Source organism: Polaribacter glomeratus (assembly GCF_002954665.1).
In the GTDB taxonomy this organism is placed as follows: Bacteria; Bacteroidota; Bacteroidia; order Flavobacteriales; family Flavobacteriaceae; genus Polaribacter; species Polaribacter glomeratus.
Genome location: NZ_MSCM01000002.1, coordinates 1,288,251 through 1,311,605, shown reverse-complemented (window position 1 = coordinate 1,311,605; position 23,355 = coordinate 1,288,251). Strand labels below are relative to the sequence as shown.

Annotated in this window: 18 protein-coding genes; 10 read left to right on the top strand and 8 right to left on the bottom strand. The window is 31.1% G+C overall.

What is annotated here, in order from left to right:
* Positions 1-3,876 (bottom strand): FG-GAP-like repeat-containing protein (locus BTO16_RS17690; protein WP_170064480.1); only part of this gene is annotated, 3,876 nt, incomplete at its 3' end.
* Positions 3,877-4,465: 589 nt separating this feature from the next.
* Between BTO16_RS17690 and BTO16_RS15800 the strand changes: the two genes are divergently transcribed.
* Complete coding sequence (locus BTO16_RS15800) at positions 4,466-5,350, top strand: sterol desaturase family protein (protein WP_105022612.1); 885 nt, start codon at positions 4,466-4,468, stop codon at positions 5,348-5,350.
* A 2-nt stretch (positions 5,351-5,352) separates the two neighbouring features.
* Here the strand turns inward: BTO16_RS15800 and BTO16_RS15795 are convergent, their stop codons facing one another.
* The 5 genes from BTO16_RS15795 to BTO16_RS15775 all read right to left on the bottom strand — a co-directional run bounded on the left by BTO16_RS15795 (position 5,353) and on the right by BTO16_RS15775 (position 10,541).
* Positions 5,353-6,081: a metallophosphoesterase family protein gene (locus tag BTO16_RS15795; protein WP_105022611.1), complete on the bottom strand. Its 729-nt coding sequence runs from the start codon at positions 6,079-6,081 to the stop codon at positions 5,353-5,355.
* Positions 6,082-6,370: 289 nt separating this feature from the next.
* Positions 6,371-7,648 (bottom strand): BamA/TamA family outer membrane protein, encoded by a 1,278-nt coding sequence (locus BTO16_RS15790; RefSeq protein ID WP_105022610.1) that lies wholly within the window; start codon positions 7,646-7,648, stop codon positions 6,371-6,373.
* Between the two features lie 80 nt (positions 7,649-7,728).
* On the bottom strand, positions 7,729-8,562 hold the full coding sequence (locus tag BTO16_RS15785) for a universal stress protein (protein ID WP_105022609.1): 834 nt from the start codon (positions 8,560-8,562) through the stop codon (positions 7,729-7,731).
* An 80-nt stretch (positions 8,563-8,642) separates the two neighbouring features.
* On the bottom strand, positions 8,643-9,644 hold the full coding sequence (locus BTO16_RS15780; protein ID WP_105022608.1) for a glycoside hydrolase family 113: 1,002 nt from the start codon (positions 9,642-9,644) through the stop codon (positions 8,643-8,645).
* Between the two features lie 27 nt (positions 9,645-9,671).
* The gene (locus BTO16_RS15775; protein ID WP_245892132.1) at positions 9,672-10,541 is read right to left on the bottom strand and encodes a hypothetical protein; all 870 of its coding nucleotides are present in this window, start codon (positions 10,539-10,541) and stop codon (positions 9,672-9,674) included.
* 165 nt (positions 10,542-10,706) lie between these two features.
* On the opposite strand from BTO16_RS15775, the gene BTO16_RS15770 reads away from it, so the two are divergent.
* Genes BTO16_RS15770 through BTO16_RS15735 form a run of 8 tightly spaced genes read left to right on the top strand, consistent with a single transcriptional unit; the run spans position 10,707 to position 19,748 of the window.
* Entirely contained in the window at positions 10,707-12,053 is a 1,347-nt protein-coding gene (locus BTO16_RS15770; protein ID WP_105022606.1) for an NAD(P)/FAD-dependent oxidoreductase, read from the top strand.
* A 59-nt stretch (positions 12,054-12,112) separates the two neighbouring features.
* The gene (locus BTO16_RS15765) at positions 12,113-13,735 is read left to right on the top strand and encodes a 4Fe-4S binding protein (RefSeq protein ID WP_105022605.1); all 1,623 of its coding nucleotides are present in this window, start codon (positions 12,113-12,115) and stop codon (positions 13,733-13,735) included.
* A 39-nt stretch (positions 13,736-13,774) separates the two neighbouring features.
* Positions 13,775-14,251: a toxin-antitoxin system YwqK family antitoxin gene (locus tag BTO16_RS15760; RefSeq protein WP_105022604.1), complete on the top strand. Its 477-nt coding sequence runs from the start codon at positions 13,775-13,777 to the stop codon at positions 14,249-14,251.
* A complete protein-coding gene (locus BTO16_RS15755; RefSeq protein WP_105022603.1) occupies positions 14,252-14,944 on the top strand; it encodes a glycosyltransferase family 2 protein in 693 nt (230 codons plus the stop codon). It abuts the gene before it with no gap.
* Positions 14,944-16,434 (top strand): cellulose synthase family protein, encoded by a 1,491-nt coding sequence (locus BTO16_RS15750; protein ID WP_105022602.1) that lies wholly within the window; start codon positions 14,944-14,946, stop codon positions 16,432-16,434. The genes BTO16_RS15755 and BTO16_RS15750 overlap by 1 nt, the downstream gene beginning before the upstream one ends.
* Positions 16,434-17,864: a mannosyltransferase gene (locus tag BTO16_RS15745; RefSeq protein ID WP_105022601.1), complete on the top strand. Its 1,431-nt coding sequence runs from the start codon at positions 16,434-16,436 to the stop codon at positions 17,862-17,864. The genes BTO16_RS15750 and BTO16_RS15745 overlap by 1 nt, the downstream gene beginning before the upstream one ends.
* Positions 17,865-17,922: 58 nt before the next feature.
* Positions 17,923-18,936, top strand: coding sequence for a LacI family DNA-binding transcriptional regulator (locus BTO16_RS15740; protein WP_105022600.1), 1,014 nt, complete (start codon positions 17,923-17,925; stop codon positions 18,934-18,936).
* 2 nt (positions 18,937-18,938) lie between these two features.
* A complete protein-coding gene (locus tag BTO16_RS15735) occupies positions 18,939-19,748 on the top strand; it encodes an HAD family hydrolase (protein ID WP_105022599.1) in 810 nt (269 codons plus the stop codon).
* A 267-nt stretch (positions 19,749-20,015) separates the two neighbouring features.
* Here the strand turns inward: BTO16_RS15735 and BTO16_RS15730 are convergent, their stop codons facing one another.
* Positions 20,016-20,807: a DUF2797 domain-containing protein gene (locus tag BTO16_RS15730; RefSeq protein ID WP_105022598.1), complete on the bottom strand. Its 792-nt coding sequence runs from the start codon at positions 20,805-20,807 to the stop codon at positions 20,016-20,018.
* Positions 20,808-20,866: 59 nt separating this feature from the next.
* Here BTO16_RS15730 and BTO16_RS15725 point away from each other — a divergent pair, with 59 nt between their 5' ends.
* Positions 20,867-22,375: a GH3 auxin-responsive promoter family protein gene (locus tag BTO16_RS15725; protein WP_105022597.1), complete on the top strand. Its 1,509-nt coding sequence runs from the start codon at positions 20,867-20,869 to the stop codon at positions 22,373-22,375.
* A gap of 2 nt (positions 22,376-22,377) precedes the next feature.
* Here BTO16_RS15725 and BTO16_RS15720 read toward each other — a convergent pair whose 3' ends face one another.
* Positions 22,378-23,355, bottom strand: coding sequence for a polyprenyl synthetase family protein (locus tag BTO16_RS15720; RefSeq protein WP_105022596.1), 978 nt, complete (start codon positions 23,353-23,355; stop codon positions 22,378-22,380).

Genomic DNA, 23,355 nt, shown 5'->3' with positions numbered 1-23,355 from the left:
ATGTACCGTTCTTTCTACTTCTACTGCTTCATTACCATTTGCATCTGTTACATTATACGTAACGATGTATGAACCTATAGTACCTGCAATAACAGCACTATCATCAATAACAATCGTTCCTGTTAACGTAGTATTGTCGTCATAATTATCTGTTGCAGCTGCATTTAACTCTGTATACGCATCTTCTACCTCTAATACTTGTGGGTTTGCTCCTGTTAATGTAATTTCTGGTATTGTTATATCATTAACCGTTATTGAAAACTCACTAGTTAATGTCTCATTACCTGATCCATCGGTTGCAGTTATCGTAAAAGTATACGTAGTACCAGCTACTGCAGCAGCATCTAAAGTAATTATACCATCTACATCAATACCTACTCCAGTTCCTGTAATAGACCAAGTTACATCTTCATCTGCAGAAACAGAGCCTAAAGCTGTAAGACCTTCATTTATATCTGCAACTATAGCAGTTGTTGTAATTACTGGATCTGTTGCGTCATTTATCGTAATGGTAAATGTTTTTGAACTTCCTGGACAACCTTGGGTTTGACTAATAAAATTACCTCCTTCAGAGACAGGAAGTGATCCAACAGTAATAGTACCAACGACAGCCTCAGTTTTTGTATTGATGACAACTACACCATTCCCGCGATTGTTCACATATAATTTAGCACCATCTGGAGTTAAAGAAAGTCCATAAGGACTTGCAACAGAAATATTTTTAGTAACTCTATTAGTTGCTGTATTGATAACAGATACAAAATTACCTTGTGAATTTGCGACATACAATGTCTTACCATCTGGACTCATGCAATTAGAACCAGGGTATAAGCCTCCTACACCTATAGTGGTTATTACTGTATTTGTTGCCGTATTAATTACAGAAACTGATTTTGACTGCGCATTGGTCACATAAACGGTGCTACCATCTGGGGTAATTGATAAGTGTGCAGGAGATACTTGACAAGGTATATTGGCCAATAAGTTGTAATTTATAGTTTCATAAACAACGACCTTAAAATCGCTGGTATTAGCAATATATAATTTACTACCATCAGGTGATGTTATAATTCCTTGGGCATAGCCACTGGATGGCAAAGTAATTGTTCTTGTAACCAAGTTTGTTGCAGTACTGATAATGGCAACTTTGTTAATATTATAACACACATAAAGCGTGCTACCATCTGGACTAACAGTAGATGAAGTAGGATTTGTAAGCGCAATAGTTGCTGTTACCGTGTTTGTTGCTGTACTGATTACAGATATATTGTTTGACTGCTTGTTTACAACATATACTGCACTTCCATTTGGATTTGCAGCTACATTAGATGGTAGAGTACCTACAGGTATAGTGGTAATTACTACATCACTTAAAGTATTAATTACACTAACATCATTGGATTGAAAGTTTGCGATATATGCATATGCTGCATCTTTGGGTGTTACTGTTATAGTAGCAACTATTGGCCCTCCAGTTGTATTGGCAGCCATAAATGATGGAATAGATCCTGTTCCGCTTGAAGCAAGTCCTATACCTGGTTGAGAATTCGTCCAAGTATACCCTTGAGCAGTTCCAGAAAAAGAAATTGCATCAATACTAGTGCCCGAATCTGCTAAAATATTTTCGGGTTGGTCAACTGTAACTAAAGGCTTAACTATAAGTTCTACGTTTTCAGATGTATCAGTAAGAGTGCCTGAAGTAACTGTTCTTCTATACCAAGTGGTTTGCGTTAAACCAGCTGGTGAATAATTATTTGTATTGTTTGTGCCGCTTGCTGGAGTAAATTCATTTATTAAACCTGTAGTTGAGCTTTCCCACAAATAAGTATAATTAGAACCGTCGCCACCTTCGGCAACACTGCCTGTTAAAATAGCAAAATCATCTCCTGCACAAACTGTTTGATTTTCTGAAATTATATTGTTGTTAATTGGTTCTTGTCTATTTACTGTTAATGAATACGTTTTAGTAGAAGCATCTTCCGCTGTTACTATAATTGTAATTGTATTTAAACCATCACTTAAAGCTAAAGCATCCGATGCTGCGCCAGAATTTACTGTTGTTCCGTTTACTGTGATTGTTGCATTTGCATCTGCTGTTGTTGGGGTAACTGTAATACTTGTTGTTGCATTACTAACATCTGCTGTTGTATATTCTAATGTACTTGTTGCAAATATTGGATTTAACGCGCCAGCTGTGGTTGTTAAGGCAGAAAGGTTGGCATTGTTAGATAAAGGAGATACAGGATTGTTTCTTGTTACTGAAACTGAACTCGAAGCGAAATTAGTAATAACAACATCTGTTTTTCCGTCTCCATCCATATCGCCAAGGACTATACCGTTAGGATAGGTATTCCCTGAAAAAATTGTAGCAGCATCAAAAGATAAACTGCCAATAGTACTTGTATTTCTGCGAACTGAAGCATTAGAATAAGTATTATGACTTTGTACAAAATCTGGCTTACCATCTCCATCTATATCGCCTATCTCAAAAAAACCATTATGAGGAAGATCTAATCTAGTATCAAAAGAAAAGCTTCCTGATACGCTAGTATTTCTAAAAATACTAGGGTTTGCGATTAAATCTAGCTTTCCGTCGCCATCCATATCCGCTAATTTCACTGGAGTAGAACGACTGGTGGTCACAATAAGAACCTGAGGTTCAAAGGATATACTACCAGATGTTGTTGTATTGCGTAATAATGAGACTTTATCAAGATTTGAAGCAGTAACCGCAATATCTGGTTTACCATCTCCATCAATATCTCCTACTGCCAAATTATAAGTACCATTACTTGAACCAAAAGTAATTTCAGGACCAAAACTTACAACGCCGAGTGAACTTGTGTTTTTTTGTATACCGACTAGATTTTGTCTACCCAATGCATATACAATATCTAACTTTCCATCACTGTCTATATCACTTAGCTCAACCCAATAAGTCATACCATTTGGACTACTAGAGGCACTAAGAACGTCGACACGATTTCCAAAACTAACATTGCCAAGAGTACTTGTATTAAGATATATACTAACTCCGCTGCCATAATGGCTAGATGCAGCAATATCTAGTTTACCGTCACCATCAATATCTCCTATGGCTACATTTCTTGGTTGCCCAGAAACTGATATGTCTATTTTATCGGCAAAACTAATAGTACCTGGGTTACCTGTATTTCGTAATATAGATAATGTGTTGGCATTAAAATTACAAACGATCAGATCCGGTTTACCGTCGCCATCTATATCTCCAATAGAAACACCACCTGGTTGAGTACCAACAGAAAAACCTAATGAATTATCAAAATCATTTGAGGTGATATTTTCGTTATTGGGTGTAAATGTTGGATTAAAATGGATTCTACTATAAACTGCCAATATAGTTTCTGTATTTAACACAGTAATAGGCGCATACGTTGCACCAGAAGGCACAGTAACTGTTAAGCTGGTCGCTGTTGCAGCGCTAACTACTGCGCTAGTCGCCCCAAAAAATACAATATTATTTGCGGGTGTTGTATTAAAGTTCGTTCCTGTTATGGTAAGCGTTTCTCCTACATCTCCTGATAAGGGACTAAATGAGGTGATTGTTGCTGGTGCATCTACCAATACTGAGTTAGATGATGCTACACTGTTCAAGGTTAATGTTGCATTGTTTGCTGCTGCTCTCCGAATAAAGCTACTGAATTCTGAATCCTGAATAAAAAACGAAAGTTCTTCACTCTCAACTTTACTAGAAAATGCAGTTACACGATTATTTTCAATTGATTTTTTGATAACAGTAAAAATATCATTCTCATAGAAGAATGAATCATTATTACTAAACGTTGCGGTAATTGCAAACAAGAAGCTTACAAGAATAAGTGTAATTTTTTTAAACATAGGTTTGGTTAAGTTTTATAACATTATTAATATCTGTAGATAATTCTACTTTTCAGCGGTGAGGAACGCTCCAATAAAAATGTTTAGGGCCAATCTTATGTTTAAGTAAAAAAACGTAAAGATAATTGCGCAAATATACATTAATTACTTAATTTAAGTATTTTTATTATCAATTAAACCCAAATACTTTATAAAGAATGTTAAAACCTGTTTTTTAATGCTCATAAATAATAGCACATTTTCTAATAAAAGAATAAAAATTGCAACAATTTAAATTCTATTTTTTCTCTTTTAAGATAAACAAAAAAGCTGTCTTAATTTATGAGACGATTTCCTATGCATAGGTTAAGGTCTAGCGCCAGATCATATTAGTATTAATGAAACATTAACAAGTAGTAATTTAGTAAATAAAAAAAACTAGAATACATACTCTGTTTTTCTTTGTGATAATCTTTTGATAAATATTATTTTTTTCACAAACGATCGGCGTACTCCAAATATTTAAAATGGATATTTAAACTTTTAACCCAAGTAATTACGTACTCATAACTTTAAAAATAGCGATAGTCTTCGTAACTTTGCATGTATTATGAACAAATACCTAGACATCATAAAAAACTCTTACACTGGTTATTGGAACTACATCCAAAAATCTGTATTGATGGAGCTTAATTGGGAAAATTATTTCTACGGATTAATCCTAATTTCGTTGGTTGTTTGGGGTTTAGAAATGCTGTTTCCATGGCGCAAAAATCAAGCTATTTTTAGAAAAGATTTTTGGCTAGATATCTTTTACATGTTCTTCAACTTCTTTTTATTAAACCTAATTGTACTTATTGCTTTGTCAAATACAGCGGCACAATTGTTTAATGACGTTTTAGGAGTTATAAATATATCAATTGCTGATTTTCAATTAGTAGAAATCAACGCGCTGCCTTTTTGGGCTAGAATTTTAATCTTTTTTGTGGTGGTAGATTTTGTGCAATGGTGCACTCATAGATTGTTACATCAATTCGAGTTTCTTTGGAATTTTCACAAAGTACATCACTCTGTAAAACAAATGGGTTTTGCTGCTCATTTGCGTTATCATTGGATGGAACCAGTAATTTACAGTTCTATAAAATACATTCCGTTGGCAATTATTGGTGGCTTTTCTGCACAAGATGTTGCACTAGTTCATTTCTTTAATATTACCATTGGGCATTTAAATCACGCAAATATTAATTGGGATTATGGTTTTTTAAAATATGTTTTAAACAACCCAAAAATGCATATTTGGCATCATGCAAAAGAGTTGCCAAAAGAAAGAAGCAATGGTGTTAATTTTGCCATTACTTTAAGCATTTGGGATTATCTTTTTAAAACAAATTACATTCCGTATTCTGGTAGAGATATCGAATTAGGTTTTGACGGTGATGAACATTTTCCGAAAAATTTCATCGAACAAGAATTTTATCCTTTAGAAAAAAAATAAAATTACTTATTACGACCTCTTTCATCAGGATATAAACTTGGTAAACTATCGCTTTGAACAAAAGCTTTTGTATCAATATTTATTCCGGTTACTTTTCCTTTAAAAGCAGCACCAGTATCAATATTCCAAACGTTGGCAATATTCATTGGCCAAGGTTCATTGTAATTTGTTGTTGGTGTATGACCAATATATATTTCTTTATAGTGTAATAATCTCTTCGGATAAAACATAGAGACTTTTTGAATACTTGTATCCATTACCAAAAGCATTTCCCACAAAGATCTATCTAAATAAAAAAGTTCTTGAAATTTTTCATGTTCAACGCCATGAACAGAAGTAAAACCTGCATGCAGAAACAATCTATTTTGATTGTCTAAATAATATAATGGCAAGTTTTCTAAAAAAAGTAGATGCTGTTGTCTTTTTTCATCAGCAAAACCGTCATAACTATCCATTGTTTCTTTACCGCCGTGCATGTACCAAGAAGGGTGCACAACACCAGTTTTTAACCAATTTTGACACCAAAAATCATGGTTTCCTTTAATAATAATGCAATTAAATTTCTCTGAAAGATTGATTAAAAAATCGATGACTTGTGCAGATTCGCTCCAACCATCTACATAATCGCCCATAAAAATAAGTGTATCTTCTTCTTTAATTTCTAGCTTATTTAAAACCTGAAGTAAGGCTTTTAATCCGCCATGAATGTCGCCAATTGCAAAAGTGCTCATGTAATTTTTTTTGTAAAATTAACTATTTATCAAAAAAAAGAAAAGGATTTTGGATTAAAATTAGATTAAAAATCAATCTTGACCGATAAGCAATGACAAGACTGCTATCGATTCTAGCGCCAAGAACCAAAACTTGACTGCAATTAACCATGAACTGTAAATAAAAGGAAAAAATCTCTTTTTTATTGTCTTAAAACGAATTCTAAAAAAATAAGCTGCTCTTTAAAAAAAAACTCTTTATTTCAGAAGTATCTATAAAACTAAACTATTTTTAATAATACAATAATAATTAAAAATATTGCCCAATACCAAAAACCAAGCCTCCTCTTGAATCATTTTGATTATTATTTACCCTAAAACCATAATCGATTCTAAAAGTAGCATTGTATATTTTTTTACTAATAAAGCGCAGCCCAAAACCAGAATACATGTGCAAGTTTTCACTTTTTAAAAAGTCATTAATTTCGCCTCCAGGATTTCTCCAAGCGCCAAAATCTGTAAACAGATTTGTTTGTATTGTTAGCCAATTTTTATCGTAAATTGTGTGTCTGTATTCTGTGTTCCAAACAATGCTTCCTGTTCCTCTATCAACCAAAATACCAACACCTCGCAGGTTCACGTTGTTATCTAAAGCAAAAGGTGCAAAAGGTGTGTTTTCATTTGATGATAAACCAAAACGCATTCTATTTGCCCAATTTCCCTTTTCGCCAATTCTTTTGTAATAGAAAAAATCATTCCAAAAAATATAAAAATCATTCTGATAATCATTTTCTGTAAGCACGTATTGTGCGTACAAGACGCTTTTAAATCCGCATACATATTGATACAAATAATCTAAATCGTCAAACGTATAAACGAGTTTAAAAAGTGTTTTATTGAGATTTAAAGCTTGTGGAATTTCTGGATCTGTAAAGCCAGATAAATATTGATACTTTTCTTTAAAAAGGTTGAACCCGAATTGAATTTGATTTTCAAAATTAATTTGATGCACGCCTAAAACTTCAAAAGAAATATTATTGTACACATAATTTGCGCTCTTATCTTTAAAATACAAGGGCTCTTCGCTCTTCCAGTTTTGATGATTTATTTTTAACCCCCATTTTCTAGAAAACAGATTTGGAGCACTAAAATTAATGGCGTACGAATCAAATCGGTTGTTTTGATAAAATCCGCCGAAGGCAATATTTCTTCCTAAGAAATTATAATCGTACAACCCTAATTTATACGCAAACTGTTTGTTTGTAGTTGTCCAGAAATTAATATCTGGAGTAATCGTTAAGTTTTCTTCAACAGTAATTAAAACGTTGTAATAATTATCATAGTTATGAGAAATTTGGTAGTATGCATGACTAATTGCTGGTAATCTTTTTAACTGAATTATGTCTTTCTCTAAAATCGTTGAATCTAAAGTAGTATTTATTTTGGTGCTTAAAAAGTTTCTTAAAAATGAAATTTTTGTTTTTTTCGCTCCTTTAATTTCAACTTCTAAAACTTTTTTTTCTTGCGAAAAAACAGCCGAAATCAATGTAAAAAAAAGCAAAAAAAGTAGCCAATGTTTAAATTTCATTTTTGTGCAACAACTAATTTTAGTGTGTTCGATTTATCAAATAAGATTCAGCCTTAGAACCTTAAATTATAAACAAAAAATTAAATTTTAAATGTCATAATTGGTAATGCCAAATGATTTGAAATATCTTCAGAAATACTACCCGCAAAAATATGAGACAAGCCTTTTCTACCATGCGTACTTAGCACAATTAAGTCTGAGCCAACTGCGTTTGAAAAACTTAAAATTCCGTTTTCGATAGATTTTGCACAAACAAAATTAACATTTATTAATCTGTCTGTATTTCCTTCTGCTTTCATTAAAAAATTGTTTGCTAAAGCATCCATTTCTGGAGTAGTTTTAAATTTTTCATTGGGTAGATTCACATACAACAGATGCTTTTTTGCGTTTAAAAACGCTAAAGAAGCTAACATTCTATTAAATGCTGGTATGGATTCTTCAGAGAAATCAGTTGCAAAAACGATATCAGAAAAATCTACATCTAACAAATCGTTTTTAATTACCAAGACTGGCAAATCAGAATATCTAATAACTTTTTCTGTATTAGAACCCATAAAGAATTCCTTTAAACCACTAGCGCCGTGAGATCCCATAATAACTAAATCTGCACTTACTTCTTTTGCAATGGCATTTATTTCGCTAAAAACTTTGTAATGTTTAATAATAGGGATAACCTTAACCCCTTTTAAATAGTCTTTTTGCAAAAACTTTTTAAACCGAACCTCTGCTAATTTTAAAAAGAAAACTGCTTTTTCTTGACTAAAGTCTGCGCTTTGAGACAAGTTAACTTCTTGAATATCTAACATATGCAAAGCATAAATTTCTATGTCTACTTTTTTTGATAAAAGTGCTGCAGCTTTTAATGCATATTCAGAATGGTTAGAGAAATCTATAGGTACTATTATTTTTTTCATCATAAAATTTTTAGAGGTTGTAACACAAAGTTACTTATAATTCACTTTTTAATTTACAACATTTATCATATTTAAAAAAGTTATTGTTTGTATAATCTTCTAAGTGTTTCTTCTGCTGGTTTGTTTTGTGGCGTAAATCTGTTGTTGTTTCCGCCACCAACTTCTTGGTGTTTGTGAAACCATTTCCAGGCAAAACCACCAGCAAACCAATCTTCTTTCCAAAATTGATTATGTATAGCTTGCAAGCCATTTACTTGTGCTTGTAAATTAATAGTACCTTCTATATTATCTACAAACCAAGGTTTTTTTGCATTATAATCAACACTTCTATACCCAAATTCTGTAAATAAAATTGGTTTATTATATTGTTTCTGAATTCTTATAATTTCTTGTTTATGAGGTTTCCAGCCAATTTCTAACTCTTGCACAGTTGGTGTTTTTTTATCACTTAAAGGAAAATATGCATCAATACCAATAAAATCGATTTCATTCCAAAAAGGCACTCTTTTATACTCATCCCAATTTGCGGCATAGGTTAGTTTTCCTTTATACACTTTTCTAATTTCTTTAATTAGGCTTTGCCAATATTGAGGCCTTTGCATCACAAATTTTTCTAGTTCTGTTCCTATACAAAACATATCTGCACTTATTTCTTGGGCTGCTTTTGCGTATGTTAAAATAAATGCTGAATACGAATCTTCTAGAATTTTCCATTGCTCATCAGAATGCATTTCTATTAAACCTGTAAACTCTCCTCGCCAAACCCAAATTTGAGGTTTCACCATAATTTTTACATCATTCTTTTGAAACTCTTTTGCATATTGCAACAAGCCATTTTTTGTTTCGCCAAACCACTGTCTGTCTGTATTGTGTGTAATTTTAGGCGATGCCAATTCTTTTATAAAACCAAAAGGCATCAATGCAACATAATTACTTTGAACCTTTAAAACAGGGTTCGTGTGTGTAGTATCAATTTTATCTCTTGACGCCACAAAACTTAGTCCGTTAATCTTTTTGGTTTGACTTTTACAAGATATTTGTAAAAAGATGAGTGCTAAAAAAAGAAATTTCGTTGTTTTCATAAATCTCTTTAAAAATACTAATTTTAATTAAAACAAAGCTCTTAAGCCAATGTTAAAACTTTGTCCTAAACCGGTATCATTTCCTCTTACAAACTTACTATATAAAACCTCTAAATTTAAGGTGGTATTTAGCTGGTATTTTCCTCCAAAACCTACGGATGTAAAGTCTTGATTAAAATCACCTATTCTTTGATAATGTTGTACAAATCCTAAAACAGTTGTTTTATCACTTGGAAAATAACTCATAAAAATACCCGGCGCTAACACAAAAGTTTTGTTTGCAAAACTAGCTTCATCACCAAAATTATACTCTGTATTTAATTCTGTAAATAACTGCCATTTTCCGCTTGGATACGTGTAATCATAGAAAAAACGATTTTGAAATGTAAGTGCAGTTTGATCTAAAAAAACTCCGTTTACATCTATTTCATCAGCAATTAAGGGAATATGGAACGCACTTTGAACAGAAAAATTACCAACCTTTGATATTGGTTGCCATTTTAAAGCGGGTGCAAAAGAGGATACTCCATTTCTTGAACTAGTATCATCAGCAAAATTAAAAACAGTTGTTGCACTTTTACCATTTATTACATTTGTTCTGTATTCTAATAATAAACCAATATTTAGGCGGTTGTTGTCAGAAATACCTGTAAAAATATCTACGGTTGATGTAAAAAAGGTTGCTCTTGCTTTATCCGCTTTAACACCGTTATAATTACCTTTCGTTTCTGTATATAGATTGTTAAAAAACTTAATATCCCACTGACCTTTGTTTAATAATTTTGATGGCGTATACGTTTGTATGTTACTTTTTACACTATCATCTTGTTGAGCAACAGCATTAAAACTGACAAATATCATTGCAATACAGGTACTCTTTAAAAATCTATTTTTCATTTTTCTGATAGTTTTGTAGCTTTACTATTATTCTATTTTATGTCTTTAGAACCTCTAAATACTTACAATTTTTTAAAATGTTTTTCTATTTATAACTATTCTAAATTAGTTTTCGCTATTAAGGTCTTAACTTTAACATCGACTTAAAGCAGAAATCAATCAATTATGGAGCATGTTGTTATTATTGGAAATGGAATTGCAGGAATTACCGCTGCAAGACATATCAGAAAAAATTCTGACAAAAAAATTACAGTAGTTTCGGCAGAATCTAAATTCTTTTTTTCTAGAACTGCGCTTATGTATGTGTACATGGGGCATCAAAAATTTGAACATACGCAACCTTATGAAAATTGGTTTTGGAAAAAAAATCGCATCGATCTAAAAGAAGGTTTGGTAGAAAATATAAATACTGATCAAAAAAAATTAATTTTTAAAGATACTTCTACAATTTCTTATGACCGATTAATTATTGCCACAGGTTCTAAACCTAATAAATTTGGATGGAAAGGTCAAGATTTAGAAGGTGTTATGGGCATGTATCACAAACAAGATTTAGAAAACTTAGAAAAACATGCGCCTAATAATATCGTTTGCAAAAGAGCGGTAATTGTTGGTGGCGGATTAATAGGAATTGAATTGGCAGAAATGCTAGTAAGCAGAAAAATTCCGGTTACTTTTTTGGTTCGAGAAGATAGTTTTTGGAACGGGGTTTTACCTGCTCAAGAATCAGAAATGATTAATAAACATATTTTAGAACATCATATAGATTTACGTTTAAGCACCAATTTAAAAGAAATTAAAGCGGATAAAAACAGTAAAGTAACTTCGGTAATTATAGAAGAAACTGGCGAAGAAATTGAATGTAATGTTGTTGGCTTAACTGCTGGTGTTACGCCAAATATCGATTTTATAAAAGGTTCAAAAATTGACATAAAAAAAGGTGTTTTAGTAAATCGCTTTTTAGAAACTAATATTGCTGATGTTTATGCAATTGGCGATTGTGCCGAACAACACGAAGCAATTGGGCAACGAAGAACTATTGAAGCAGTTTGGTATACAGGTAGAATGATGGGAGAAACGGTTGCGCAAACAATTTGCGACAATAAAACCGAATACAAACCAGGTCATTGGTTTAATTCGGCTAAATTTTTAGACATAGAATACCAAACCTATGGTTGGGTTTTTAGTGAACGAAATAAGCAGGAAAATGAAACTTATTTTCAATGGCAGCATCCAAAAGAAAATAAATGCATTACAATTTCTTATAATGCAAACTCTCGACAATTTTTAGGAATTAATACCTTCGGGATTCGAATGCGCCATGAAATTTTTGATAAATGGTTATCCAAAAATAAAACGATTGAACATGTTTTAGAATATTTAGCGGATGCTAATTTTGATCCTGAATTTTACAAACTGCATGAAGCAGAAATTGTGGCGAAATTCAATCAAGAAAACAATACAAACATCCAATTAAAAAAGAAAAGTTGGAAACGGATTTTTAGTATTTAAGAATCATTAGATAGAAAAAAATTAACCAAATTAATTTATCATAAAACTAATATATTATTGTGAAATTTATAAAAAACATAGGTTTAGTTGTCTTTATTATTGGATTAACAATCTTTACGACATCCATTTTTACAGGTTCATTTAACTTAACGCAAAAAGAATTAAATTCTTATATCTCTGATAAGGGCTATAAAAGTGATGTTTTAAAAGAAGCCCTTTCTAAAGCAATTGTTACCTCTAATAACATTAATATTTTTGAATTTTCGAGCAAAGTAACCGCAGCTTTTGAAACCTCAAATAATTATTATGATGCACAAATTGCAAAATATAGCGCAGAAAAAAACTGGGCTAAAAAAAGTGAACAATACGAATATAAAATCTTTGGAAAACCTCACAGTTTAAGTTACGAATTAGCTAAAAAATCAGGCAAAGGATTCATTAAAGAGAACCCTGGTCTCGTTTGGTTTTTAACTTTTGGACTAGGTATTATCGGTGCTTTATTATTTATTCTTCCGAATCTTATTTTGTTAGGAAAACCAGGTATAAAAAACGACGGAATTTACCACGAATCGGCTACAAATCGTGGTTGGATAGCTTGGTTAGTGCTTGTTTATTTAGTTACTTTTTATTTAGTGCTTTATTTTAGACCAGATTATTTGGTAAACTGGACGTTTATTTTTGATCCAATTAGCAACTTTTTAAATGGCGGCGATGCAAGCCAATGGTTTGTTTATGGCTTTTTATACTGTACAATTATGTTGGTAATGGGTACCAGAATGTACATTAAGTATAGACATAATAAATATCAAATTGTAAGAACAACTTCTGTTTTATTCTTTCAAATTGTATTTGCTTTTTTAATTCCAGAAATAATGACCAGTTTAAATATGCCTGGTTACGATTTTAAAAGTGCCTTTCCTTTAGACTATGATTTTTTCTTTGAATGGAATATAGAAAGTCTTAAAAATAGTGGCGGAATTGGAATCTTTATTTTAGTCTGGGGGATTGTTTTAACCCTGGTAATTGTACCAGTAATGGTATATTTCTTTGGTAAAAGATGGTATTGTTCTTGGGTTTGTGGTTGTGGTGGTTTGGCAGAAACTTTAGGCGATCCTTACAGACAAAACTCAGACAAAACATTAAAATCCTGGAAACTAGAACGATGGTTAATTCATGCTGTTTTAGCATTTTCTTTACTGATGACTGCCGTTACTTTGTATTGTTATTTTTCTGGAACACAGTCTTTTTTAGGCATTAAATCTCAATGGATAAAAGACACCTACAGTTTCTTAATTGGCGCTTGGTTTGCAGGTGTAATTGGTACCGGATTTTACCCTATTTTTGGCAACCGTGTTTGGTGTAGATTTGGCTGCCCTTTAGCGGCTTATTTAGGATTTGTTCAGCGTTTTAAATCGCGTTTTAGAATTACAACAAATGGTGGTCAATGTATTTCTTGCGGAAATTGTTCTACGTATTGTGAGCAAGGAATTGATGTAAGAGCATACGCGCAAAAGGGCGAAAACATTGTGCGTTCTAGTTGTGTTGGCTGCGGAATTTGTTCGGCAGTTTGCCCAAGAGGTGTTCTAAAATTAGAAAATGGACCAGAAGATGGTAGAATTAATCCTACAGAAATTTTGTTAGGAAATGATGTTGATTTAATGTCATTAATTAATAAAAAATAGGTTTTCAGTGATCAATTATCAATTATTGCGAAAAATAAAATGAAATATTTCTTTACACTATATATTATACTATCAACCTTTGGTTTTTCTAATCAGAAGAAATATCAAAAAGAATACTATTCAAACGGACAAATAGAAAAAGAAGGTTGGACATTCAATAGCTCTAAGGTTGATTATTGGAAATTTTACTACGAAAACGGGAGCCTAAAAAAAGAAGGTCTTTTTAAAGATAATTTAGAAACAAAATATTGGTATTTTTACAGCGAAAATGCGGGTAAAGAAAAACAAGGGCATTTTAAATTTGGAAAAAAATATGGTTGGTGGTTATTTTATGATAAAAACGGGAACATTCATCATAAATGTCAATTGCAAAACAATCAAAAAAACGGGTATTGTTTGGTATATCTAGAAGGTAAATTGATAAAAGCTTCTAAATATAAAGACGGAAAAAAGTTAAATGAATGGAGAGATTTTTCATCCTTTAAAAAAGAAAATACCCTTAGCGATTTACAATAAATGAAACCAATTATAAAAGTTATTATTCCTGCTTATAATGAGCAGGATTCTATTGCCAAAGTTATTAATGACATCCCAGAAATTGTAGACGAAATAATAGTTGTCAGTAATAATTCTTCGGATAATACAGAAATAAATGCTAAAAATGCAGGTGCAACCGTTTTAAAAGAACAAAGGAAAGGATATGGTTATGCCTGTTTAAAAGGAATGGATTATATTTCAAAACAAGAAATAAAACCAGAAATTATTGTATTTTTAGACGGTGATTATTCTGATTATCCAGAACAATTAACCGAAATTATAGCTCCAATTATAAATGATAATATTGATTTTGTAATTGGTGCTCGTGTAAAAGAATTAAGAGAAAAGGGTTCTATGACCCCACAACAAGTTTTTGGAAATTGGCTGGCAACCTCTTTAATGAAACTATTGTTTAGAGCAAAGTTCACAGATTTAGGCCCTTTTAGAGCTATAAAGTATGGTAAACTGTTAGCGTTAAATATGCAAGACAAAACTTATGGATGGACAGTAGAGATGCAATTAAAGGCTTTAAAGCAAAAATTAACATATACAGAAATTTTTATGAAATACAGAAACAGAATTGGTGTTTCTAAAGTGTCAGGTACAATAAAAGGTACTATATTTGCAGGAATTAAAATTTTAGGTTGGATTTTTAAATACAGTTTTAAATAATGTTTTTAGAATATTTTATTATCGTCATTTACACCATTTCGTTGTTGCTCATTTTTATGTACGCAGTAGCGCAATTAAATTTACTTTTTAACTATTTAAAGTATAAAAACAAAGAAGATAACTCAGTCAAATTCGATTTCACGAATTCAGAAGAGATTCCTTACGTAACTATACAATTGCCCGTTTACAACGAGTTGTATGTTATGAAAAGGTTGCTAAAAAACATAGCCAAAATAAATTATCCTATTGATAAACTAGAAATTCAAGTCTTAGACGATTCTACGGATGAATCTGTAGAAATGACGGCTAAACATATTAAAAAAGTACAAGAATTAGGTATTGATATTCAGCATATTAGACGAACTAACAGACAAGGTTACAAAGCCGGAGCTTTAAAAGAAGGTTTAAAAACTGCAAAAGGAGAATTTATCGCCATTTTTGATGCAGATTTTTTACCCAAACCTAATTGGTTGTATGAAACTGTTCCTTATTTTAAGGATCCACAAATAGGTGTTGTTCAAACAAGATGGAGTCATATCAACAGAAATTACTCTACACTAACAAAAATTCAAGCATTTATGCTAGATGCACATTTTACCTTAGAACAAGTAGGTAGAAATAGTCAAGGCCATTTTATTAATTTTAATGGAACTGCAGGTGTTTGGCGTAAAGAATGTATTTATGACGCTGGTAACTGGGAAGGTGATACACTTACAGAAGATATCGATTTAAGCTACAGAGCACAACTTAAAAATTGGAAATTCAAATACCTAGAAAAAGTTGAAACTCCTGCCGAACTACCAGTGGTTATTAGTGCTGCTAGAACGCAGCAATTTAGATGGAATAAAGGTGGAGCTGAAAATTTTCAAAAAATGGCAAAACGTATTATTACCAGTAAAAACATTTCTGTTAAAACAAAAATTCACGGTTTATTACACTTGCTAAACAGCTCTATGTTTATCTGCATATTTTTAGTAGCTGTTTTAAGCATACCAATGTTGTACATTAAAAACGAATATGCACATTTAAAAAATTATTTTTATGTGATGAGCTTTTTTGTACTTAGTTCATTAATATTTTTTGTTTGTTATTGGTACATGTACAAAAATATTTATGGCAAAGGATTTAAAAATTTCTTTAGATATATATTTGCTTTTTTCACCTTCTTTTCTGTGGCAATGGGCTTTTCACTACACAATACTATAGCGGTTTTAGAAGGTCATTTTGGTAAAAAGAGTGAGTTTGTTAGAACTCCGAAATTTAATATCATAACGCTAAAAGATGGCTGGAAAAACAACAAATACATCAAGAAAAAACCATCTATTCACGTAATTTTAGAAGGATTATTAGCTCTATATTTTGTTTTTGGAATGTATAGCGCTTTTGTGGTAGGCGATCAAGGTGGTGATTTTGGACTATTTCCTTTTCACTTTATGCTTTTTGTTGGGTTTGGTTACGTATTTTTTAAATCGATTTTTTCAAAAGCATAATGTCTTTTTTTATAAAAAATAAAAATGTGCTACTAACTTTAATTAGCACAATTCTTTATTTTTTATTTGCCTATTTTTTAGAAAGAACAGAATTTTATAAACTCACATTTTTGTGGGTTTTTCTTTTTGGTTGTTTTTACTTTCTGATAAAGCAAAACAATCTATCTTTTACTAGTTTAGCGGCTATTTCTATTCTTTTTAGATTGATTTTTTTATTTTCAATACCTAATCTATCACAAGATTTTTATAGATTTATATGGGATGGAAGGATGATTTTAAAAGGATTTAATCCATATTTATTTGTACCAGAAGTATTTATTCAACAAGAATTTTATCCAATTTCTCAGGCTTCAGAATTGTATCAAGGCATGGGCGAACTAAACGGAAGCCATTTCTCTAACTATCCACCTTTAAACCAATTGTGCTTTTTAATTGCTGCATTATTTTCTAGCAAAAGTATCTTTGGATCAGTAATTGTTTTAAGGTTGCTAATTATTTTTGCTGATATAGGAATATTATATTTTGGGAAAAAACTTTTGGAAACTTTAAACCTACCAATTAAAAATATTTTTTGGTATGCATTAAATCCCTTTGTAATCATAGAGTTAACTGGTAATCTACATTTTGAACCGGTAATGATTTTCTTTTTAATTTGGGCACTGTACAAATTACAACAACAAAAATGGGTTTTAGCAGCAATTTTAATTGCCTGTTCTATTTCTGTAAAATTAATTCCGTTGTTATTTCTTCCTTTATTTTATCAATGGTTCGTAAAAACGAATATTAGTACAAACAAAATGAAGCAATCTGCTTCTGAAAAAGACATAATTTGGAAGTTTACTCAACTAAAAAAAAGGATTCCCCGCTTATCCGAATTAAGTAAATTATTTTTATTTTACAGTATAGTTCTATCAACAACATTATTATTTTTTCTTCCTTTTTACGCATCAGAATTAATTGCAAACTATACAAATTCCGTAAGTTTATGGTTTAAAGATTTTGAGTTTAACGCAAGTTTCTATTACCTTTTTAGAGAAATTGGCTACCTTTTTAGAGGCTATAATGAAATTGCAATTCTTGGAAAAATATTACCAATTTTAACTATTCTTTTTTTAATTGTAATTAGTTTATTTAGAAAGAATAAAACAATGATTCAGTTAATAACTGCTCTTTTATTTGGCTTGTGTTTTTACTACTTTACAGCAACTACAATTCATCCTTGGTATTTAGCAACTCCTATAATTTTATCGGTTTTTACCAAGTATAAATTTCCAATCGTTTGGAGCTTAGTAGTTATTTTAAGTTATCAAGGATATTCTAATCCTACATGGAAAGAAAATTTGTGGATTGTTGCAATTGAATATAGTATCGTGTTTTCCTTTTTAATTTATGAAATAAAAAATATAAACGTTAAAAAGCTTACAATTTAATAATTTATTAAAAAATGAGTGAGTATATTTTTATATATTAGTGGTTAATTTTGTTTCTATGGGAAAGCTTACGATAAAAGATATTGCAAAAGAATTTAATGTTTCTATTTCTACTGTTTCTAAAGCACTGAATGACAGCTATGAAATTAGCGAAGCTACCAAATCTAAAATTCAAAAATACGCCAAAGAACATAATTACAAGCCTAACTTTAATGCACTAAGTTTAAAAAACAGAAGTACTAAAACTATCGGAATTATCATTCCTACCATGTTAAAATATTTCTTTGCACAAGTGTTTAAAGGGATAGAAAAAACAGCTTTAGAAAGAGGTTATAAAGTAATTGCATGCATCTCTAATGAATCGTATACTAAAGAAGTTGAGATTATAGAAATGCTTTCTAATGGCAGTATCGATGGTTTTATTGTTTCATTAGCCAAAGAAACCGAATTAAAAGAAAATTATAAGCACTTACAAGAAGCTATCGATAATGGTACACCAGTAGTAATGTTTGATAGGGTTGCACAAACTCTTGCTTGTGACAAAGTAATTACTGATGATTTTAATGGCGCACAAAACACGGTTGAAACTTTATATAAAAGTGGTCATAAAAACATTGCTTTTGTTTCTACTATGAGTGATTTTCATATTGGGAAGCAACGCTTTTTGGGATACAAAAAAGGATTAGAAAATGTTGGTTTATCATACAATGACAATTTAGTGATTAATATTTTTGAAAGAGATTACAAAAAATATGAAGCTATTTTAATTCCTTTTTTACAAAATAATAAAATCGACAGCATTATTACAACAGGAGAATCTGCGGCAGTTGCTGCCATGAAAGCAGGCTTAAAAGTAGGTCTTGTAATACCTAAAGATTTATCTGTAATTGCGTTCTCTAACGGAATTTTAGCAAGACATTCAAGCCCTAAAATGACAACAATTAGTCAGCATGGTGAGCAAATGGGAGAAACCGCTGCTAAAATCTTAATTGATAAATTAGAAAAAAAACATACAGAAATTGTTACTAAAGTGATAAAGACTGATTTAGTAATTCGAGATTCTACAAGATAAAAATGATTGATTTTTCTAAAGTAAAATTAGTAGTTTCTGATATGGACGGAACGTTACTAAACTCAAAAGGTAAAGTGAGTCCACAATTTTTTACCCTTTTTAAAGAACTACAAAAACACAACATTCATTTTTGTGCAGCAAGTGGCAGACAACATAATAGTATTGTTGATAAATTAGCAGCCATAAAAAATGATATTCATGTAATTGCAGAAAATGGTGCAATTGCTAAAAAAGGTGAAGAAATTCTTTTAATAAATTCTTTAGCATCCCAAAAAATTACGAATATTATTCCTCTTTTAAGAAATATTAAAGATGCAAACATAGTTTTGTGTTCGCAAAATTCTGCGTTTATAGAAAGTAGAGATGAGCGTTTTATTTCTTTATTTCAAGAATATTATCACAGTTTTGAAGTAGTTGATGACTTAATGGAAATTGCAAAAACAACGACTGTTTTAAAAATTGCAATTTATCATTTTGATTCATCCGAAGCTTTTATTTATCCCGTAATACAACATTTAAAAAACGATTATCTTTTAAAAATATCTGGTCAAAACTGGTTAGATATTTCTGATGAAAAAGCCAATAAAGGAAACGCTTTAAGAGAAGTTCAAAGACGATTAAATGTTACCAAAGAAGAAACGATGGTTTTTGGCGATTATCATAATGACATCGAAATGTTGCAAGAAGCCAACTTTAGTTTTGCTATGAAAAATGCTCATAAAGACATTAAAGAATTGGCAAATTATGAAACAGAAAGCAATGATAATTTTGGAGTTGAGGCTGTTTTAGAAGAGCTTATTCAAAGTAAATAGTTGTTTCGCTTAATAGTAATTTCGCAAAGATTCGCAGAGGTTTTTTTTGCAAAGATCCACAGAGAAAAAACATTGATTTGTATTTATATCCCGCAAATTTGTAAAGATTTACGCGGAAAAATTATTTTTCCTATGTTGCTATTTGGTTAGAAATAAAATTAAAATTCATGGGCGTATAATTTTCATAATGTTTTAATTTTGCTTCTGTGAATCTCTGCGAAAAAACCCTGTGTTACTTTGTGGAATATTCACGCAAAAAAATTATTTCTACACCTCAATTGAAACCACCAAACCTTCATTACTTCTCACATTAAAAACAGTTTCATCTTCAAAAATTAAATACTGTCCTTTTATACCAACTAATTTACCGGTATAACTTGGCGTTTTAATTAAGTTTAAACTTTTTGGTTTATCTGGATATTTTAAAACAGGAAAGTTGATATGAGTTTCCGTATTATTTTCAATAAAATACTGTTTTGCTTCATCAGGAATGTATTGTTTTAGCTTTTCTCTCCACTCTAACAAATTTTCATCTTCAATATCATTCTTAAGCATTTTACGCCAATTAGTTTTATCACCAACATAATTTTTTAAAGCAACTTCTGTAATTCCTGCTAAATAACGGTTTGGCACCTCAACAATTTCGATCGCTTCGTGCGCTCCTTGATCAATCCATCTTGTTGGTATTTGCCCTTTTCTAGTTACACCAACTTTTACATTGCTAGAATTTGCTAAATACACAATATGTGGCTGTAATTGTACAGACTTTTCATAGGCCAAATCTCTGTCTTCAACATCTAAATGTGCAGTACTTAATTCTGGTCTCATGATCCAATCTGCAGCATTCGGTATCTCAAAAAAGCAGTTTTTACAAAAACCTTGTCTATAAATTTTCTTTTCTAAGTGACAATTTAAACATTCGTAAGTAACAAAACTAATCGTTACCTCCCTGTTTAACAATTGATTAATATTCAAAAAATCAGATTTCATGTCTAAATAATACTGAATTTCCTCTAAATTTTCAGTTTTCATTTTTTTTAGCACTCCTTGATATTTCATAACCAATTTTTAGTATTTTTAGCTTCGAACAAACTTACGTAAAAAACATAACTTACTTTATGCCTTTTCCTATTGTAAATTCTATAATTTCTTGGTTTTTAAAAAAACGAGTACATCAAATAGAACTATTTGTAAAATATCCTTTTGATGTACAAGAAGAACTTTTATTAAAACTTGTTTCAGCTGCAAAAAACACTGAATTTGGAAAAGAGCACAATTTTTCGTCCATACAAAAATATAGAGAATTCAGGAAAAATGTTCCTATTCAAAAATACGAAAGCATAGAGCCTTTAATTGAACGTTGTAGAAAAGGAGAGCAAAATTTGTTTTGGCCAACACATATAAAATGGTTTGCAAAATCTAGCGGAACGACCAACGCAAAAAGTAAATTTATTCCTGTTAGTGATGAGGCTTTAGAGTATTGCCACATGAAAGCTGGTAAAGACATGTTGTGTTTGTACATCAATAACAACGAGGAAACACAATTATTTACTGGTAAAGGCTTAAAATTAGGCGGGAGCTCGGCTATTTACGAAGACAACAATTCTTACTTTGGCGATTTGTCTGCTATTATTACAGAAAATTTGCCTTTTTGGGCAGATTACAGTTCTGCTCCTAGTCAAGAAGTTGCTTTAATGGCCGAATGGGAAACCAAAATGGAAGCCATAATTGATGAAACTATCAATGAAGATATTACCAGTTTGGTTGGTGTGCCAAGTTGGATGTTGGTGCTTTTAAACAGGGTTTTAGAGAGAACAGGTAAAAATAATATTACAGAAGTTTGGCCTAATTTAGAAGTATACTTTCATGGTGGTGTAAACTTTAATCCATACAGAGAACAGTATAAGAAACTGATTCCGAAAGCAGATTTTAAATATTATGAAATCTATAATGCATCCGAAGGATTTTTTGCAATTCAGGATAGAAATGATTCTAAAGAATTATTACTGATGTTAGATTACGGTATTTTCTATGAATTTATTCCGATGTCAAAGTATCAAGGAGAAAGCTCTAAAACAATTCCTTTATCAAAAGTAAAAACAGGAGTTGATTATGCCTTAATTATCACTACAAATAGTGGATTGTGGCGTTATTTAATAGGTGATACAATTCGGTTTACTTCATTATTACCATTTAGAATTCAGATTACAGGTAGAACAAAACATTTTATAAATGTATTTGGCGAAGAGTTAAATATTGAAAATGTTGAAGATGCTTTAAAATTAGCTTGCGAAAAAACAGGTGCTCTAATTACAGATTATACGGTTGGTCCTATTTTTATGAAAGATAAAAAAAGTGGTGGTCATGAATGGATAATTGAATTTAACCAAACACCAGAAAACATGAACTATTTTACAGAATTACTAGACAATGCACTAAAGTCTATCAATTCTGATTACGAAGCAAAACGTTACAACTCGTTAACACTTGCAATGCCAAAAATTCATGTTGCAAAAGGTGGTTTATTTTACGATTGGTTAAAGAATAAAGGAAAACTTGGCGGCCAACACAAAGTACCAAGATTATCTAATTCTAGAGAGTTTGTAGAAGAATTGTTAGCGTTATAAAACTAAATTTTACGCTCTACAACATAATCAATCATCATCATTAAAGAATTTTTATATGGCGATTCTGGGTAGTTTTCTAAAATAGCTAAAGCCTTATTTTTATAATTGTACATTTTATTTGTAGTGTACGCTATACCGCCATTTTCTTTTACAAAAGCAATGACTTCTTTTACACGTTTTTTGTCTTTATTGTGTTTTTTAATAGAGTTAATAATCCAACTTTTTTCTTTAGATGTACAGGTGTTTAAAGTGTGTATTAAAGGCAATGTCATTTTTTGTTCTTTAATATCAATCCCAGTAGGTTTACCAATTTTTTCATCTGTATAATCAAACAAATCGTCTTTTATCTGAAAAGCAATACCTATGTATTCTCCAAATTTTCGCATTTGCTGAATTGTATCTTGATTTGCACCAACAGAGGCCGCTCCAATTCCGCAGCATGCAGCAACTAAAGTGGCTGTTTTTTGACGAATAATATCAAAGTAAATATCTTCTGTAATGTCTAACTTTCTTGCTTTTTCTATTTGTAATAATTCGCCTTCACTCATTTCACGAACTGCAATAGAAATTAATTTTAACAAATCGAAATCTTCATTATCAATCGATAATAATAATCCTTTAGACAATAAAAAATCGCCTACTAAAACTGCAATTTTATTTTTCCAGAGTGCATTAATAGAGAAAAAACCTCTACGTCTGTTGCTGTCATCAACAACATCATCGTGTACTAAAGTTGCTGTATGAATTAATTCTACTACAGATGCGCCTCTATACGTTCGTTCATCAAAACCACCATCAGAAACCATTTTTGCTACTAAAAAAACAAACATTGGTCGCATTTGTTTTCCTTTTCTTCGAACAATATAATACGTAATTCTGTTTAAAAGCGGAACTTTAGAGAGCATCGAGTCTTTGAACTTTTTTTCAAAAAGTTCCATCTCTTTTTTAATAGGAAGTTTAATAAGTTCTACTGGCTTCAT